The 18,213-nt window shown below is 39.5% G+C and carries 13 protein-coding genes; all 13 read left to right on the top strand.

Annotation, left to right across the window (positions count from 1 at the left end; all coding sequences use genetic code 11):
* Positions 1-5: 5 nt before the first annotated feature.
* Positions 6-1,088: a 3-dehydroquinate synthase gene (gene aroB, locus F887_RS01400; RefSeq protein WP_005297366.1), complete on the top strand. Its 1,083-nt coding sequence runs from the start codon at positions 6-8 to the stop codon at positions 1,086-1,088.
* A 19-nt stretch (positions 1,089-1,107) separates the two neighbouring features.
* Entirely contained in the window at positions 1,108-1,971 is an 864-nt protein-coding gene (locus F887_RS01405; protein ID WP_005297364.1) for a hypothetical protein, read from the top strand.
* Between the two features lie 462 nt (positions 1,972-2,433).
* Complete coding sequence (gltB, locus tag F887_RS01410) at positions 2,434-6,912, top strand: glutamate synthase large subunit (protein WP_171067410.1); 4,479 nt, start codon at positions 2,434-2,436, stop codon at positions 6,910-6,912.
* A gap of 71 nt (positions 6,913-6,983) precedes the next feature.
* Positions 6,984-8,405 (top strand): glutamate synthase subunit beta, encoded by a 1,422-nt coding sequence (locus F887_RS01415; RefSeq protein WP_005185515.1) that lies wholly within the window; start codon positions 6,984-6,986, stop codon positions 8,403-8,405.
* Positions 8,406-8,607: 202 nt separating this feature from the next.
* Complete coding sequence (locus F887_RS01420; RefSeq protein WP_005297362.1) at positions 8,608-10,011, top strand: MFS transporter; 1,404 nt, start codon at positions 8,608-8,610, stop codon at positions 10,009-10,011.
* Positions 10,012-10,132: 121 nt separating this feature from the next.
* Positions 10,133-11,023, top strand: a complete 891-nt coding sequence (locus tag F887_RS01425; protein ID WP_005147324.1) for a metal-dependent hydrolase — start codon at positions 10,133-10,135, stop codon at positions 11,021-11,023.
* A 173-nt stretch (positions 11,024-11,196) separates the two neighbouring features.
* Entirely contained in the window at positions 11,197-11,787 is a 591-nt protein-coding gene (locus F887_RS01430; RefSeq protein ID WP_005147322.1) for a LemA family protein, read from the top strand.
* Positions 11,788-11,824: 37 nt separating this feature from the next.
* The gene (locus tag F887_RS01435) at positions 11,825-12,892 is read left to right on the top strand and encodes a TPM domain-containing protein (protein ID WP_005297359.1); all 1,068 of its coding nucleotides are present in this window, start codon (positions 11,825-11,827) and stop codon (positions 12,890-12,892) included.
* Complete coding sequence (locus F887_RS01440; RefSeq protein WP_005297357.1) at positions 12,886-13,446, top strand: TPM domain-containing protein; 561 nt, start codon at positions 12,886-12,888, stop codon at positions 13,444-13,446. Before F887_RS01435 ends, F887_RS01440 begins: the two co-directional genes overlap by 7 nt.
* A 429-nt stretch (positions 13,447-13,875) precedes the next feature.
* Positions 13,876-14,322 carry a pilin gene (locus F887_RS01445; protein ID WP_416201971.1) on the top strand — a complete coding sequence of 149 codons (447 nt, stop codon included), beginning with the start codon at positions 13,876-13,878 and terminating at the stop codon, positions 14,320-14,322.
* Positions 14,323-14,402: 80 nt separating this feature from the next.
* Complete coding sequence (locus F887_RS01450; RefSeq protein WP_005297353.1) at positions 14,403-15,767, top strand: sulfatase-like hydrolase/transferase; 1,365 nt, start codon at positions 14,403-14,405, stop codon at positions 15,765-15,767.
* A gap of 2 nt (positions 15,768-15,769) precedes the next feature.
* Positions 15,770-16,939, top strand: coding sequence for an O-antigen ligase family protein (locus tag F887_RS01455; protein ID WP_005297352.1), 1,170 nt, complete (start codon positions 15,770-15,772; stop codon positions 16,937-16,939).
* A gap of 14 nt (positions 16,940-16,953) precedes the next feature.
* Positions 16,954-18,159 carry a serine hydrolase domain-containing protein gene (locus tag F887_RS01460; protein WP_005297351.1) on the top strand — a complete coding sequence of 402 codons (1,206 nt, stop codon included), beginning with the start codon at positions 16,954-16,956 and terminating at the stop codon, positions 18,157-18,159.
* The last annotated feature ends 54 nt before the right edge of the window (positions 18,160-18,213 follow it).

Below are 18,213 nucleotides of genomic sequence, written 5' to 3'. Positions count from 1 at the left end.
AGTTTATGCAAACGTTACATGTTGAGTTAGGTGATCGTCGTTATCCCATCTTTATTGGTAGTCATTTAGATCCCAAAGCATTGCTCGAACCGTATTTACATGGCCGACAAGTGATGTTGGTGTCCAATACCACTGTTGCACCCTTGTATCTCGAACATTATGTGAATGTGTTAACCCAGTTAGATAAGCAAGTTGCGCAATGCATTTTGCCAGATGGCGAAAAGTATAAAGATATTCAGCATCTGAATTTAATTTTTGATGCTTTATTGGAAGCTGGTTTTAACCGTGATTGTACGGTATTGGCCTTGGGTGGCGGTGTAATTGGAGATATGGCTGGGTTTGCATCTGCTTGCTTCCAACGTGGCGTTTATTTTGTGCAGGTGCCAACGACCTTGTTATCTCAAGTAGATTCAAGTGTGGGTGGAAAGACAGGGATTAATCATCCTTTAGGCAAAAATATGTTGGGTGCTTTCCAGCAGCCACAGGTCGTGCTTGCCGATATGGCACAACTTGAGACGCTGCCTGACCGTGAGCTTTCGGCAGGCTTATCTGAAGTCATAAAATATGCGCTATTGGGTGATATTGATTTCTTGGCTTGGTTGGAGCACAACATAGATGCCTTGGTTGCGCGCGATGCAAACTTGTTAGCAGAAGCAGTTTATCGTTCATGTGCACATAAAGCACGGATTGTGGCCAATGATGAGAAAGAACAAGGGGAGCGAGCATTACTCAACCTTGGGCATACCTATGGTCATGCGATTGAATCATATTTGGGCTACGGTACTTGGCTTCATGGTGAGGCGGTTGCTACGGGTATGGTCATGGCTGCCGATTTGTCGCATCGTTTAGGTTGGATCTCTGCCGACGACTTACAACGTACAAAAAATATCATTCAACGCGCCCAATTACCGATATCATGTCCCCAAATTCCACTAGATGAATTCTTGGCTTATATGTCGCATGACAAAAAAGTCTTAAATGGTCAATTACGCTTGGTTTTATTGAAAAAATTAGGGCAAGCCGTGATTACCAAAGATTTTGATGTTGAGCTAATGAAACAATCTATTCTTGCAAATCAATCTGCATAATTAATCATTTGGGAAAAGCATGGCTGTATCACGATCAATTTGGCAAAACATTCAACAATATAGCTGGCTAGTCTTTGCTGTGGCTTGTTTAATTGCTGCATTGATATTTTGGGGTGTGACCGATAGTAAAGCATTGGTAGAAGAACAGCAGCCATCGCAAACCGAAACTCAGGTACAAATTCAGCCAGAAAAGGTTGCTGCGACAGCGCATCTTGGGGCACTCTCAGATGAAGTGAAACCATTGGATTTAACCACGCGTGTTGTGGTGTCCAATGAGCACGCACCTGAATTTCGCGGCACAAAGTTTATCAGCGAAAATCAACGTCAATGGACCATGGAAATTTTCCGTAGTTCAGATGAAGCGATTGTAAAAAACTTTCTGTTGAATCGTGAAGATCGCAAGAAATTTGTTTATTTCCGCTTGAGTGGCGAAGACCAAGTTGAGCAATATGTTTTGGCTTATGGTGTGTTTTCGAGTGCAGAAGACGCGACGCGTCAATTTGCACAATTAAATTTAGCCTTTCCAGAATCTGTTCAGCCAAAGCCAGCTCAATTGTCAAGCTATGCGGCATTGGTCAATGATTTGGGTTCTGATGAAATGAAATCGGCAACCAATCAGCTTTATGCAGTACAGTTAAGGCCAGCAGCATTGCCTAGAGTAGATGAGAGTTTACTGATGGGAAGTAGTACATCACAGAGTACGACGGCTGTACGTCCTGCGGAGCCTTCAACGGTGAAGACCACCGTCACACAACGTGATGCGCAAGGTAATGTTGTGAATGTGAAGCAGAGCCAATCTGCGCCAAAACCGCCAACAAATGTTGAAAAAATAAAAGAAAATTCAGATGCTTCGAAACGGGAAGTGAGCGATCCATTTAATTAATAACGCACCATAGTTGTGCGTATATGATTCTTTTTATAGCAGCATGATATTTTTTGGTGCATTTTTATGCGCGAAAATGAGTTCTCTTCTCTACTTAATTCAATGTTATTTTAACTTTTTTAATGATTTAGTAATTTTTTATATTTATGGCATGTTTTTTGCTTTTTTGTGGTGCTAATTTATCTGCTCATTGCCCTTTTTTGTACTAAATGATTCATTAATTGGGTGAAATGGAAAGTTTTCGTGCTTTACAAACATTGGTGAAGGTGTAATAACTGAAAACACTTTATATGGTGAAATGCGCTGATTCTTGTTAAGGAAAGACGTATATTGCAAATTCGCCATGAAAAATGTTTTTGCGAAGCATTGAACTTTATATGAGTTGATCGGCAATATCGCAGAAAGTGAATTGATTGTTTGTTGCTCGAAAGAGCCATGTTGAAAGAAGGGTACGCTATGCACATGCCATCGCCTAATACTGTAGCTCCCGCTCAAGGTTTATATCAGCCTGATGAGTTTAAGGATAACTGTGGTTTTGGTCTGATTGCCCATATGAAGGGTGAATCAAGCCATCATCTGGTCGAAACTGCGATTCACAGTTTAAGTTGCATGACGCACCGTGGTGGTATTGCCGCGGATGGTAAAACAGGAGATGGGTGCGGATTGTTATTGGCCATGCCAAAACAATTTTTCCGTGATGAAGCTCAAAAGTTAGGTACCAATCTGACCGAGATTTTTGCTGCTGGTACGGTATTTCTAAATATTGACCCTGCTTTAGCTCAAAATGCAAAAAATATTCTAAATAAAGAAATCGAAGCTGCTGGTTTGACTGTTGCAGCATGGCGTGTTGTTCCAACCAATAATGATGCTTTAGGTGAAATTGCACTGCAATCATTACCTGCATTTGAACAAATTCTTGTCAATTGCCCAATGGGTTTAACTGAGGTTGAGTTTAACCGTAAACTCTTCTTGGCTCGTCGTCGCGCAGAACAATTATTACAAAATGATCCACTTTTTTATGTGACGACGTTGGCAACGACTGTTATCACCTATAAAGGTTTGATGATGCCAGCGGCAATTGCTGACTTCTATACCGACTTGGCGGATGAACGCTTAAAATCACATATCGTGGTGTTCCATCAGCGTTTCTCAACCAATACATTGCCACGTTGGCCATTGGCTCAACCATTCCGTTACCTTGCGCACAATGGTGAAATCAATACCATTACTGCGAACCGTAACTGGGCTTTGGCGCGTACACCAAAATTTGAAAACCCATTACTACCAGGTTTAACCGAGTTAAATCCAATTGTGAACCGTACTGGTTCGGATTCATCAAGTTTGGATAACATGCTTGAGATTCTTGTTGGTGGTGGTATGGATTTATTCCGTGCCTTACGTATGTTGGTTCCACCAGCATGGCAAAACGTTGAAACTTTAGATGCCGATTTACGTGCATTCTATGAGTTCAACTCGAAGCACATGGAAGCTTGGGATGGTCCTGCAGGTCTGGTGATTCAAGATGGTCGTCATGCAATTTGTATGTTAGACCGTAATGGTCTACGTCCAGCGCGTTGGGTCATCACCAAGAATGATTACATTACCCTTGCATCTGAGATTGGTGTATGGGGCTATGAACCTGAAGATGTCGTATCTAAAGGCCGTGTGGGTCCAGGTCAAATCTTGGTGATTGATACCTTAACAGGCAAAGTGCTTGAGACTAAAGATGTCAGCAATCACCTTAAAAATATGCGTCCATATCGTGAATGGTTACGTGATCATGCGATTCGTTTACAAGCCAATCCACAGCTTGAAGAGCAATTGGTCGATCAAGGCTTAACTGGCGATGCATTAAAAGCAGCGCAAAAAATGTTTATGGTGACATTTGAAGAGCGCGACCAATTGTTACGTCCAATCGCAGAAAGCGGTCAAGAAGCAGTCGGTTCAATGGGTGATGATACGCCAATGGCGGTATTGTCTCGTCAAGTACGCCATGTTTCTGACTACTTCCGTCAGCAGTTTGCACAAGTGACCAACCCGCCAATCGATCCATTACGTGAATCGATCGTGATGTCATTGGAAACTTGTTTGGGTCGCGAACAAAATGTGTTCGAGCAAGGTCCAGAGCATGCAGACCGTATCATCATTTCAAGCCCTGTATTGTCTAATTCAAAAATGCAGCAGCTTCGCGATGTTGAAAAAGAGCGCGAAGGTTATGGCGTTGTTGATATTGATCTGAACTATGTCGAAGCTGAAGGATTGCAAGCAGCAATTGCACGTATCTGTGAAGAATCAGCACAGGCCGTACGTGATGGTAAAACCTTAATCGTATTAACGGATAAAAATTTCCGTGAAGGTTTCTTACCTGCAAATGCAGCATTGGCAACAGGTGCGGTACACCATCATTTGATTAAAACGGGTTTGCGTACCGATGCGAACATTTTAGTTGAAACTGGTTTTGCACGTGATCCACATCAGTTTGCAGTATTGCTTGGCTTTGGTGCGACAGCAGTTTATCCATATCTAGCTTATGATGTGATCAATGATCTGGTTGCAAAAGGCGAGTTATTGGGTGATCCAATTCAGGCGCAAGCAAACTTCCGTAAAGGTATGGAAAAAGGCTTACTTAAAGTCCTTTCTAAAATGGGTATCTCAACAGTTGCCTCTTACCGTGGTGGTCAATTATTTGAAGCAGTAGGTCTGTCATCTGAAGTGGTCGATAAATGTTTCCTTGGCGTACCAAGCCGTATTCAAGGTGCAACATTTGCAGATTTAGAGAAAGATCAGAAAAAACTGGCAACGACTGCTTGGCAGCATCGTAAACCGATTGATCAAGGTGGTTTGCTTAAATTCGTATTTGGTAAAGAGTATCACGCGTTTAACCCAGACGTGATTAACTCTTTGCACAAGGCGGTACGTTCTGGTCAATATGTTGACTTTAAAGAATATGCGGAACTGGTCAACAACCGTCCTGTTGCAACGATCCGTGACTTGTTTAAGTTAAAAACAACAAATTCGATTGCTTTAGATCAAGTTGAAACGATTGAAGATATTCTTCCACGTTTTGACTCTGCGGGTATGTCTTTGGGTGCCTTATCACCAGAAGCACATGAAGCTATTGCCATTGCCATGAATACCATTGGTGGTCGCTCGAACTCCGGTGAGGGCGGTGAAGATCCTGCGCGTTATGGCACAATCCGTAACTCGAAAATCAAACAAATTGCATCAGGTCGTTTTGGTGTAACTCCTGCATATTTAACTTCTGCTGAAGTGTTGCAGATTAAAGTTGCACAGGGTGCAAAACCAGGTGAGGGTGGTCAGTTACCAGGTGGTAAAGTGAATGGCTTAATTGCACGTTTACGTTACTCAGTACCAGGTGTCACACTGATTTCACCACCACCGCATCACGATATTTATTCGATTGAAGATTTATCGCAATTGATCTTTGACTTGAAACAAGTCAACCCTCAAGCGATGGTATCGGTAAAATTGGTGTCTGAGCCAGGTGTTGGAACGATTGCAGCAGGTGTTGCAAAAGCCTATGCTGACTTCATTACCATTTCTGGTTATGACGGTGGTACAGCAGCATCACCACTTTCATCGATTCACCATGCGGGTTCGCCATGGGAACTCGGTTTAAGTGAAGCGCATCAAGCGCTTCGTGTGAACGACTTGCGTGGTAAAGTCCGTGTTCAAACCGATGGTGGTTTGAAAACAGGTTTAGATGTAGTGAAAGCGGCAATTTTAGGTGCTGAAAGCTTTGGCTTTGGTTCAACGCCAATGATTGCCCTCGGCTGTAAATACCTACGTATTTGTCACTTAAATAACTGTGCAACGGGTGTTGCAACGCAACAAGACCATTTACGTCAAGAGCATTATATTGGCGAGCCAGAAATGCTGATCAACTTCTTCAAGTTTATCGCTGAAGAAACACGTGAATGGTTAGCTGCACTTGGTGTTGCATCATTGAAAGACTTGATTGGTCGTGTTGATTTACTTGAAGTTTTACCGGGTGAAACAGACAAACACGCACATCTTGACCTCAGTGCATTATTAACTTCGCATCCTGCTGCTGAAGGTAAGGCGCAATATTGCCAAGTTCAAGGCAATGCACCATTTGATAAAGGTGTGTTGGCGGAGAAAATGGTGGCAGAGATGTTACCAGCAATTGAAGCAGGTGCAGGTGGCTCATTCAACTTTACCGTGGGTAACTGTGACCGTTCGATTGGTGCGCGTATCTCAGGTGAAATTGCACGTCGTTATGGCAACTTGGGTATGGAAAACAGCCCAGTGGTGATGAACCTTGTTGGTACAGCAGGTCAGTCACTTGGTGTTTGGAACGCGGGTGGTTTGCATATCAAGCTTGAAGGTGATGCAAACGATTACGTGGGTAAAGGTATGGCGGGTGGTCGAGTTTCGATTTTCCCACCAAAAGGTTCACCATTCCAAACGCAAAATACCGCGATTATTGGTAACACCTGTTTATATGGTGCGACTGGCGGTAAAGTCTTTGCTGCGGGAACTGCGGGCGAGCGTTTTGCAGTTCGTAACTCTGGCGCATTTGCCGTGATTGAAGGTGCGGGCGACCACTGTTGTGAATATATGACAGGTGGTGTGGTGACAGTACTGGGTAAAGTTGGTCATAACTTCGGTGCAGGTATGACAGGTGGTTTTGCTTATGTACTCGACCTTGATAATGACTTTGTTGACTACTATAACCACGAACTTATTGATCTTAATCGTATCTCTACAGAAGCGATGGAAGACCACAAAGAAAATCTACTGCGTATTCTTGACGAGCATATCCAAGAGACGGGTAGTGCTTGGGCCTACAAGATCCGTAATGAGTTCGACTTCTATAGTCGTAAGTTCTGGCTGGTAAAACCAAAAGCTGCTAATTTGCAAACGCTTTTGAAAACAACCCAAGCTGATCCACAATAATTCCACGACTGCATAGACATAGGCAGGTGCAGAGATGAATGACATCGCTGCGCCTACCCACGGAGAGAGACATGGCAGAACGCCTGAATAATGACTTTCAATTTCTGGATGTAGCACGCCAAGATCCAGAGAAAAAAGATATTACTGTCCGCAAGGCAGAGTTTGTGGAAATTTATAAACCTTTTACTGCGGAAGTGGCTGCGAATCAGACCCACCGTTGTTTAGGCTGTGGTAACCCGTACTGTGAATGGAAATGTCCTGTACATAACTATATTCCAAACTGGTTAAAGCTGATTGCAGAAGGTCAAATTTTCCAAGCCGCTGAACTTTGCCACCAAACCAACACCTTGCCAGAAGTATGTGGTCGTGTTTGCCCGCAAGACCGTTTGTGTGAAGGTGCTTGTACCTTAAACGATGGTTTTGGTGCGGTGACCATTGGTAATGCTGAAAAATATATCAACGATACTGCTTTTGCATTAGGCTGGCGCCCAGATATGTCTGGGGTCAAATGGACTGATAAAAAAGTTGCAATCATTGGTGCGGGTCCAGCAGGCTTAGGCTGTGCGGATATTCTTGCGCGTGGTGGCGTAAAACCTGTGGTATTTGATAAACGCCCTGAAATTGGTGGTCTTCTCACATTTGGTATTCCAGAATTTAAAATGGAAAAAGATGTGATGAAGCGTCGTCGTGAAATCTTTACAGGAATGGGTATTGAGTTCCGTTTAAACACCGAGATCGGTGTAGATGTTACGATTGAACAATTGCTCACAGAATATGATGCCGTATTTATGGGCATGGGAACTTACACCTATATGAAGGGTGGTTTCCCTGGTGAAGATCTCAATGGTGTACATGATGCGTTGGATTTCTTAATTGCCAATGTGAATCGTTGCCAAGGCTGGGAAAAAGATCCAAGCGAATACATCAATCTAGATGGTAAAAAGGTCATTGTTCTGGGTGGTGGTGATACCGCGATGGACTGTAACCGTACTTCATTACGTCAAGGTGCGCATGATGTGACGTGTGCGTATCGTCGTGATGAAAGCAACATGCCAGGTTCTGCACGTGAAGTGAAGAATGCTTATGAAGAGGGCGTAAAATTCCTGTTCAACCGTCAGCCAATCGAGATTGTAGGCGAAAATGGTAAAGTTACTGGCGTTAAGGTTGTAACCACGCAAATGGGTGCACCAGACAGTCGTGGCCGTCGCAGTCCTGAACCAATTCCAGGTTCTGAGGAAGTATTGCCAGCGGATGCAGTGTTACTTGCATTTGGTTTCCGTCCAAGTCCAGCAGATTGGTTTAGCACTGCAAATGTAGGTCTAGATGGTTCAGGTCGTGTTGTTGCGGCTGAACAACAAGAGTTCAAGTTCCAGACCTCTAATCCAAAAATCTTCGCAGGTGGCGATATGGTGCGTGGTTCTGACTTGGTTGTGACGGCAATCTGGGAAGGTCGCCAAGCAGCTGAAGGGATTTTAGATTATCTTGGCGTCTAAGCTTACTTTCAATATTTAAGTTTTAAATGCCCAAGCCTTGTGCTTGGGCATTTTTTTATAAAAATTAAATGGGTTGGATTATGTAGATCTGCAACATTTAACGATCCCGTTGGATAACTAAAAAACTTTAACAATCGGTTAATAAATTGCTATTCTATTATTGATAATGATTATCAATTGTTAAAAATAATTAGAGAAACTTATGGCATCTAAACTCAACGATCGGCTATTAATTGCAGCACTTTATACCAGTACATTTCTCTGCTTGGTTGACTTGAGTAGTGTCAATTTGGCCTTGACGGCCATTCAAACTCAGTTCAATAGCCACCTCGCCGATTTACAATGGGTCATCGACAGTTATGCATTGAGTATGTCGAGTTTAATGTTGGCGGTGGGGGCTTTAAGTCAGTGGTTGGGGCGGAAACGATTGTGGTTGACGGGCGTGGTGATCTTTATCATTGGGTCCATGATCTGCGCCGTTGCACCCGCTTTTGCATGGTTGATCGTCGGACGTGTGATTCAAGGGATTGCAGGTGCGATGCTGATTCCTTTGACCTTGGCAATCATCGTGCATCATTTTACACAGGTAGATCGGAAAGCACGGGAAATTGGTCATTGGAGTTCATTTAGTGCCTTTGCCTTAATTATTGGACCATTAATGGGTGGTCTCATGGTGCATTATCTGGGTTGGCAAAGTATTTTTTGGTTGAACTTACCCGTTGGACTATTGGCCTTATTATTAGGTTGGAAAGGCATTGAACCAGATTCAGATCAACAGATCGTGAGTTTTGATTACCTAGGACTGATCTATAGTGTGATTGCGATTGCCACCTTGACCTATAGCATTATCATGGTACAACAAGCACATATCGGTTATGTCATTGCCTTCAGCTTTTTAATCTCGATTGCCTTTAGTCTGCTATTTATTCGGCATCAAAATAAAAGCTCACATCCATTGATTCCTCAACATTTATTTCATAACCGCAATTTTTTACGTTTTAACCTGATTTCATTCTTATTGGGATTTGCTGGTTATAGTTCCTTATTTGTCTTTGCCTTATTTTATCAAGAACAAGTTCATTTGAGTGCTGCTGAAGCAGGCTGGTTGATAACACCACAATTTTTAATGCAAGCTTTGGTGTCTATTTTATTCGGACAATTGCAGCAAAGATATGGTTCACTGTTATTGCTTAGGATTGGTTTGGTCATCTCAGGAACAGCATTGATTGGGATGATTAGCTTCCAAGCGCATTCAGCATATCCACTGTTTATTGCTTTAAGTGCCATGATGGGGGCAGGAATTGGATTGATCGTACCAAGTTCCAGTACCTTGACCATCCATTCTGTATCTCAGCAAGATGCCAGTTCAGCTGCCGCAATTTTAAATATGTTGAGACAGCTTGGGCTGACTTTTGGTATTGCGGTATTGGGTACGCTCACTGCATTTGTGATCAGGTGGGCCGTGAGTCATTGGGATTATTCTCAGGCTCAAGCACAGCTTTTGGCATTCCATATTGTTGTGGCCCTGATGGGCGGACTGTTTCTTGCAGCTATATGGTGCTTGAGAAAGATTAAACATACGGGGCTTGGAAGCCCAACCTCTTAGTGGGCTGACCAATTGTCATTTTGGTAGTTTTGGCAAATTTTATAAGCTTTTTTGCCCTGTCCCTGCCTTTTCCCTAGCGTAATACTCGAACTCAGTCTAGGAATGAATGCAGGTAATCAACATGACTCTTGCAAATGCGAGTGTGGAAAAAACGTATTTAAATCGTCCGAAAGCACTCGGGATTACGGTGCGTCGGTTGCAGTTTAATCCGAACAGAATTAAACGCCATTATTTTGCCAACTCTCCAGTGATGTCACATTTGCTTACGGCACTTTCTTCGACCTTCCCGATTGGTGAGCAGTATTTTGTGAATAGCGTGCGCAACGTCAGAGATAAAGTGCAAGATCCACAGTTGCAAGCACAAATCGCGGCATTTATTGGTCAGGAAGCGATGCATTCCAAAGCACATACAGAATTTAATGATGCTTGGCGACGAGAAGACTATAATCTGGATCGCTTTCAAGCATGGTTGGCAAAACGAGATGATGCACTTCGAAATATTCATCCTAAATTACAACTGGCCTTAACTTGCGCTTTTGAGCATTTCACCGCGATGTTGGGCGGCTATATCTTGAAGCATCCAGAAATATTGAGCACATTGGATGATGATGCGATGAAATTGTGGGTTTGGCATGCAATTGAAGAAATTGAACATCGTTCAGTTGCTTTTGATGTGTATCAAGCCGTTTATGGCGATGATCGTATTCGTCGTTTGTTGATGCGTAGTGTGACCACAGGGTTTGCGAGCTTAACCTTATATGCAACCTCACGTTTGATTTGGCAAGATAAATGGAAAAGTATCCCGAAACTCGGAGGCAACCTGTTCGGTGGCTATTTGCTGGGTAAAATGCTACTGCAATTAATTCCTGAATATCTATCTTATTATCAGGCTGATTTTCATCCTGCCAAACATGATTACACGCAATTAGTGAATTACTGGAAAGCACGAATGGCGGACGAATATGGAATGGCGAGTTTTCAAGAAGAGACAGCATCTAAAATTTATAGCTAATAATCGCCTTAATAAAATCTGCTTAGCACGGCATTACTTTAAGATTCTTGGGTAATGCCTTTTTTATTTAAATACAGATATATCAACTTTAATAAATGTTACACAGCTGACAAAAAATCTCATTACAATGAATTATCGCAAAAATATAAAGAAAAACCTGAGGGTACGTTTTTATGAAAATCATCAAACAAACAGCATTGGCAACCGTATTGGCAAGCAGCTTATTGTTCACGGGTTGTGGTTATAACACACTGCAAGTGAAGGACGAAGCGGTCAATGCTTCTTGGTCTGAAGTTCAAAACCAGTATCAACGCCGTGCAGACCTTGTTCCAAACTTGGTGAATGTGGTGAAGGGCTATGCGAAACACGAAGAGCAAGTCTTGGTTGAAGTTACTCAGGCCCGTTCAAATGTGGCGGGTTTAAAAGTAGATAAAGAAGTATTGGAAGATCCGGCACTTTTCGAGAAATATCAACAGGCACAAAGTCAATTGACTGGCGCATTATCACGTTTAATCGCTGTTTCGGAAAATTATCCAGACTTGAAAGCCAATGAACAATTCCGTGATCTTCAAGCGCAGTTAGAGGGTACTGAAAATCGTATCGCGGTTGCGCGTAATCGTTATATTACTACGGTTCAAGATTACAATGGCTATGTCCGTCAATTCCCTCAAGCCTTGACTGCTAAAGTCATTGGTATGAAAACCAAAGAAAACTTTAAGGCGGAACAGTCTGCACAGCAAGCTCCAACAGTTTCTTTTAACTAATCGTTGAAATTGTTCTTGGACCGTAAGGGAGCACCGTATGTTGAATGTGTTTGAGCAGAGCTTAAAGCAGAGAATCTTGCCTGTTTTAACCATTGTTTTTGCAACACTGTTTTTCCAGCATACGGTATGGGCTGAGGTCGCGACTGCAACAGATCAAAGTGATTTGATAGTTGCTGGTAAAATCATTCAAGAGCAGCAAAAGAATAAGACGGCTGCGCCCACCACGCAAAATAATGAAACCCCTGCCTTGCCACAAGTGGCGAATGATATGGCAGAGGGTGAATCGATTCGCGGTTTACCGACCTTAAACCAACCGATTATCGATCAAGCCAAAATTTTGAGTGATGCTGAAACTCAGCAACTGAATCAGAAAATCCTTAGTCTCTACCAACAAGGTAAAGCACAAGTTGGTGTGATTATTGTGCCCACAACAGGTCAAGAAGCGATTTTTGATTTTGCCTTGAGAACTGGTGAAAAATGGCAACTGGGCTCAGCAAAGCGTGATAATGGTTTATTGATTGCGATTGCGGTGAATGATCGCAATATTCAAATCCTGACAGGTTATGGGTTGGAAGGGGTGTTGCCCGATTTAGTATTAAGTCGAATTATTCGGAATCAGATCACGCCTTATTTTAAGCAGGGGCAATATGCACAAGGGATTTCAGCGGGTTTAGATGAAATCACTCGTATTGTGAATTTAGACCCTGAGATTGCACAACAAGCTGCTCAAGAACTTAAAGATCGCCATGAGCAGGCCTTACAGGCACAGCAAGCCAAAGACAATACCTTAACTATGGCACTCTTTATTTTGGTTGCAGGTGTCGTGGGATCATTTATCGTCGGGAATCGTCTAAGTGCATCTACCGCAGCAGTGGTAGCAACAGTTGCAGGCTTAGTTAATGGTGCAGGTCTGGTGATGAGTTTGTTGCTCGGTGTTGGAATTTTCTTTTTATTGATTACTTCACTCGCACAGCTGATTTTCCAGATGTTCTTGTCTGGTGGCGGTCGCGGAGGCGGTGGTGGTGGTTTTGGCGGCGGCAGTGGCGGTGGTTATAGCGGCGGTGGCGGTAGCTTTGGCGGGGGAGGAGCATCAGGCTCATGGTAACCAAGACAGATACAACACAGATCATTACTCAGCCTAAAGTGGATGAGCATGTTCAACCGAGTTTGAAACGTTGGTTTAAACACTTTCTCTATGTCTCATCAGCACATCGTTATTTTAGTAAACAGGATCGTACCGAGATTGCTAAAGTGGTACAGCAGGCCGAAAAAGGCCATGTCGGTGAGATTCAGGTGGTGATTGAAGGGCATATTCCCTGTTCACAGGCCTACCATCAAAATACGCGTTTACGTGCGCAGCAACTGTTTGCTGAACTGGGTGTTTGGGATACAGAGTTGAATAGTGGTGTATTGCTATACTTTAATCTATGCGAGCGCAAAGTTGAAATTGTGATTGATCGTGGTTTAAAAAATGCCACCCCCACTGAAACCTGGAATGAGATTTGTCAGCGTATCGTGCTGCAATTGGCCCAAAAGCAATACCTACACGCCGTGAATAATGGGGTTACAGAAATTGGGCAAGTATTAGATCAGTACTATGTAAAAACTGAGCGTGATGACCAAAACGAATTGCCGAATGAACCGATTATTTTAAATTGAGCTTGCTTTGATTGAGGGTGAAAAATATTGCTTGTTGTTTTTTATAAAAACGATTAATGTGCAGAATGTTCTGTATATATACTTGTTATTAGAAGAAGCCCTTATCTTCCGATAAGTGGTAAAAAAAAATCAAATAAATAAAAATAAATTTTCTGTGAATTGAGTCGCTCAATTTACATACAAGTAGAAAGTAATCAAATTCGTTAGCTAAAAAAATGAATAATTAAGCAGTAAAGATGACGTTATTTGTCATTTTTTTTCTGAAAATGTCCAATTTGATCTTCTTTTGTACAGTGTGAATTTCTTTTAAGTCTCTGTTTTTTTAAGTTAAAATTAGCTAAGCTAAGGACTGGCATAAAACATGCTAATTACTAAATAGCTGAAAAAAGCTTATAAAAAAATATCCATTGGAGAAATGTTATGAAATCAATGCAAAAGGGTTTTACTCTTATCGAATTGATGATCGTTGTCGCGATTATTGGTATTTTGGCTGCGATTGCGATTCCGCAATATCAAAACTACATTGCAAAGTCTCAAGTTAGCCGTGTAATGTCTGAAACTGGTTCGCTTAAAACTGCTGTTGAAGATTGTGTACTAAATGGTAAGACAGCTGCTAACGCTTGTGAATTAGGTTGGACTGCAAGTAATTTATTAGGCGGTACTCAACAAGTAAATGGTCAAGCAGGTTTAACTGTAACGATTGGAGAAGATGCTAATACACCATCAACTATCGTAGCAAGATTTGGTGCTTCTGCTGCAACAGCAATTGCAGGTCAAGGATTAACTTGGACACGTAGCTCAGCTGGCGCATGGTCATGCGCAACAACTGTTTTAGCTAAATATAAACCAGCGGGTTGTGCAAGTTCTGGTTCTTAATTGATAGAATCGGCGTAAAAAGAAGAGGGGGATATCCCTCTTCTTTTTTATATTTTCTTGTTATTTGAAAAGATGAAAAAATGTTAAATCAAAAAGAAATAAAAAATATTATAATTTGTACGGTTATTATATTTTTATCAAATTTTTCTATATTGATATTGGCATGGTGGACAGGTTGTGAACGCGCTTTAATTAATGTTGATTATTTTTTAGCTTTTTTTTTCTTGGTTTTTAGGCAAAAATTATTATTCGCATTTATTTTTTCTATTATTTATTTTTTTGATTTTTTAGGGGTTTTTTCACAAATATTTCCTTTTGTTCGTTTTGCTGATATTCTCTATTTACTTAAATTTTCATTTATTTCGTCAGATAGTTATAAGCTGTATGGCTTTAGCTTGTTATTTTTTCTGATTATAGGATTTTATTTGATAATAAAACTCTATAAAGATGATCTGAAAAAGTATTTTCTTGTAATTTTTAATATTTTGATAATGATATATGGATATTATATATATTTTGAAGATAATAAAAAAGTTAGTTTTTGGAAACCAGAAGGTAAAGGCGTTGTAGCATCACAATTTTTAAATTATCTTGATTATAGGAACAGAGGTTTTATAAAAACATATGCAGTTGATGGTGAGGCATTCCAAAGGGGTAATGTTCCGAGTGCTAGTAAATCATTATTTAATGATTTATCAAAACATAAAAAAGTATTATTGATCGTAAACGAATCATGGGGTGTACCCAACGAACTAGCTATTCAAAAAGATGTACTTGCCCCATTGTTGAATAGTTCTAAAATAATCAAAATTGAGCAAGGAGAAATTGATTTTGAAGGTTTTACTATTGGTGGAGAACTAAGAGAGTTATGTCAAAAAGCAGTTGTACATTTTAATTTAAAGAACCAAATGAAAGGCTTCGAAAACTGCTTACCGAACTTATATAAGCAAAATGGATATCAGACTGTGGCGGTTCATGGTGCATTAGGGCTAATGTATGATAGGGAGTATTGGTATCCTAGAGCAGGCTTTAAGAAGATGCTATTTAGAGACCAAGGATTAAACCTCCCTAACTCACATTGTTATTCGTTCCCAGGAAATTGTGATCAAGATATTGCTCAACGTGTTTTAGAAGAATTTGAAGTAACGGATAAATTATTTTTATATTGGCTTAGCCTGTCAACTCATGCAATTTACGATAAACGGGATCTAAAAGTAGATTTATTTGATTGTAAAAAAAATCAGATTAAAGATGATACAGCGAGTTGTCGTAACCTTAAATTACAAACACAATTTTTTGATACTTTGTCAAAGTTAATTAATTCACCTGCACTGAAAGGTACCTATGTAGTTATAGTGGGAGACCATGAACCACCGATATTAAGAGAAGAGAAATCTGTTTTTGTACACTCAAAAGTTTCTTATATTAATTTTGAGGTAAAGTAGTTATGGATTTCATTAAAGAAAGAAAAGATTATATTATTTCCTTTTTTTACTATATATATGTTTTTTCTGTTAGTTTTATGGTTGATGGTAATAGTTTTAGTAGTAATTACAATATCTCATGTTGGGGAGGTTATCTTTTTGTTTTAGTTTTATGTGTTTATAAAAAATTATTTATTTCTTCTTTATTGTCAAAAAAAAAATTATTTGTGTATTTGTTTATGTTTGTTATTTTATTTAGTGCAATAACCACCCCACTTGATTTTAATCAATCATTGATTGGGTTGTTTAAAATATATTCTGTTTTTTTATTTGGTTTTTTAACTTTATTTTTAATGCGTAAACATATTGTTGATTTTATTGTGGTCTGTAATATTTTAGTATTTGCTGCTCTGACTCATGTTCTCATAATTTTACACTTGTGGTTTTCGCTGTTATCTCCTATGGATTATGACTGGGTTGGTGGACTATATTTTTCAAATAATATAAGGAATTTTACAGATTATATGTCTATATGTTTTTTTTGTTCTTTGTTTTTGATCGATTTTTATAAAAAATATACTCTAAAAATTTTTTTTATAATTATTTCAATTTTTATTTTGACTTTTATTTTATGGAGTGGTTCTAGAACTGCCTATGTGGGTGTTTCTATTGGTTTAATTTTCTATCTGTACTTTTTGAAAAGTAATTATTTTAATTTTTTAGTTGTTTTTATGATTTTTTGTTCAACTTTGTTTTCTCTTTACTTTGCAACAAACCATCCATCTTTAGGTATTTTTAGAGCTTACTCTCAATTAAATAATGTAGATCATTTTTCCTCTGGTAGAATAAGTGTTTATGAGAAAGTTTTAGAGTATTTTAGTTACTATCCAGTATGGGGGTATGGTGGTGAAGCAATTAGACAGCTAAATATCTATGGTAGAGTTCAAGCACATAATAGTATTTTACAGATTTTAATTGAGTTTGGTTTAGTTGGATTAATCTGTTTTTTAATTTTATTTTATAGATTTTTTTCTAAATTAAATTTAAAAAATATGCAACAAAAAGAATTATTTATTGTGGCTCTACTTTTAAATGTTTTTTCTTCATCTATTTTTAATGGAGGCGCATATTATGGAGTTATTCTTATCTTAACATCTTTTTTTGTAGTAGCTATATGTACTGATAAAAAATAAGAGGAGGGGCTTTAATGTTTAAAATTTTTAAGATGAAAGATATTGTTTTTATTTTACTCTTTATTTTTATTATTGGTGCTACAGCCCATTTCACTCTAATTGATCGTATCGGTTTTTGGCGTTTGGTATACCCTCTTCAAGCACAAATAGCTGTATGGAATATTAATTGCTCAGCGAATGCTCCTAAGTGGATGCCAAAAAGTTTAAAATACATTATAAAAAATCAGAAAAATTTATCGAATCAAATTGCTTATATTGATTCTTCTGGTCATCAATTCTATTGTCAAAGTGGCTGGGAGAAAACAACAGTTTTTTCAAATAAAGCTTCTGAAAACACGCGCTTCCGCTATGCCAGCATGACAAAAATAATAACAAATAATGCAATTTTAGATTTAATCAATAATGGAAAAATAAAATTAGATGATCCGATGGTCAATTTTTTTGATGAATTAAATGGAAAAAACTTGAAAGATGAAAGAATAAAAAAAATTACAATCTCTGATTTATTACAACAACGCTCAGGTTTTGATCGCTTGAAAAGTGAAGATGTGATTTTTGCAATGAATAAAACACCATGGTGTCCTTCACAACTTTCGACTTTACTCAAACTGAAATTAGACTTTGAGCCTAATGATCACTATGCCTATGATAACCGCAATACCTGTCTTCTCGGTGCGGTCATCGAGCGTGTTACACAACAACCCTATAGGGCATTTATTCAAAAAACATACTCTTTAGCAAAATATAATATTAAGTTTGTGGATGGTATTTATTATCCGGATGAAGTGCGTTATGACTTTCGGAATAATGACTTTTGGACAGAGAGCGATGATAATTCCTTTAATTTTCAGTCCATTTCTTCTTCTGCTGGATTATCGGGGAGTGCGAAAAGTCTTGCATTATTAATCCATAGTATGCTACAGCGCGAACATTTGAATATTTTGGATATTGCTGAGGATAATCTTAAGAAATGTCATATCACTCAATTTAAGTCATGTAATGGTTATGCAATGTGGCAATATCAAAAAGATAGTAGTGCTTCAAGGATGTATTTCCGCAATGGTGGTTTTCCAGCAGCCACTTCTTTAGCTATGGTCACAGCAAAATCAGAAGTCGTTGTGTGGGTGGGTAATGGCGCAACACGGTATGATAAAGATTACGATGAAAATCTACTAGAGAAATACTTTTATCAGACGCTTAATGATCAATCCCTAAAATGACATTTTTGTTGGAAAGTTATCTAGAATGTCACGATAAAAAAAAATTAAATGATA

The sequence above is a fragment of the Acinetobacter sp. NIPH 2100 genome, assembly GCF_000369805.1.
Lineage (GTDB): Bacteria > Pseudomonadota > Gammaproteobacteria > Pseudomonadales > Moraxellaceae > Acinetobacter.
Note: the sequence above shows the minus strand (reverse complement) of the source record. Positions and strands in the feature narration are given on the sequence as shown.

What these genes read in the sequence shown, in the direction of transcription:
- aroB (WP_005297366.1), top strand. Translation starts at nt 6, where the DNA reads ATGCAAACGTTACATGTTGAGTTAGGTGATCGTCGTTATCCCATCTTT.
- F887_RS01405 (WP_005297364.1), top strand. Translation starts at nt 1,108, where the DNA reads ATGGCTGTATCACGATCAATTTGGCAAAACATTCAACAATATAGCTGG.
- gltB (WP_171067410.1), top strand. Translation starts at nt 2,434, where the DNA reads ATGCCATCGCCTAATACTGTAGCTCCCGCTCAAGGTTTATATCAGCCT.
- F887_RS01415 (WP_005185515.1), top strand. Translation starts at nt 6,984, where the DNA reads ATGGCAGAACGCCTGAATAATGACTTTCAATTTCTGGATGTAGCACGC.
- F887_RS01420 (WP_005297362.1), top strand. Translation starts at nt 8,608, where the DNA reads ATGGCATCTAAACTCAACGATCGGCTATTAATTGCAGCACTTTATACC.
- F887_RS01425 (WP_005147324.1), top strand. Translation starts at nt 10,133, where the DNA reads ATGACTCTTGCAAATGCGAGTGTGGAAAAAACGTATTTAAATCGTCCG.
- F887_RS01430 (WP_005147322.1), top strand. Translation starts at nt 11,197, where the DNA reads ATGAAAATCATCAAACAAACAGCATTGGCAACCGTATTGGCAAGCAGC.
- F887_RS01435 (WP_005297359.1), top strand. Translation starts at nt 11,825, where the DNA reads ATGTTGAATGTGTTTGAGCAGAGCTTAAAGCAGAGAATCTTGCCTGTT.
- F887_RS01440 (WP_005297357.1), top strand. Translation starts at nt 12,886, where the DNA reads ATGGTAACCAAGACAGATACAACACAGATCATTACTCAGCCTAAAGTG.
- F887_RS01445 (WP_416201971.1), top strand. Translation starts at nt 13,876, where the DNA reads ATGCAAAAGGGTTTTACTCTTATCGAATTGATGATCGTTGTCGCGATT.
- F887_RS01450 (WP_005297353.1), top strand. Translation starts at nt 14,403, where the DNA reads ATGTTAAATCAAAAAGAAATAAAAAATATTATAATTTGTACGGTTATT.
- F887_RS01455 (WP_005297352.1), top strand. Translation starts at nt 15,770, where the DNA reads ATGGATTTCATTAAAGAAAGAAAAGATTATATTATTTCCTTTTTTTAC.
- F887_RS01460 (WP_005297351.1), top strand. Translation starts at nt 16,954, where the DNA reads ATGTTTAAAATTTTTAAGATGAAAGATATTGTTTTTATTTTACTCTTT.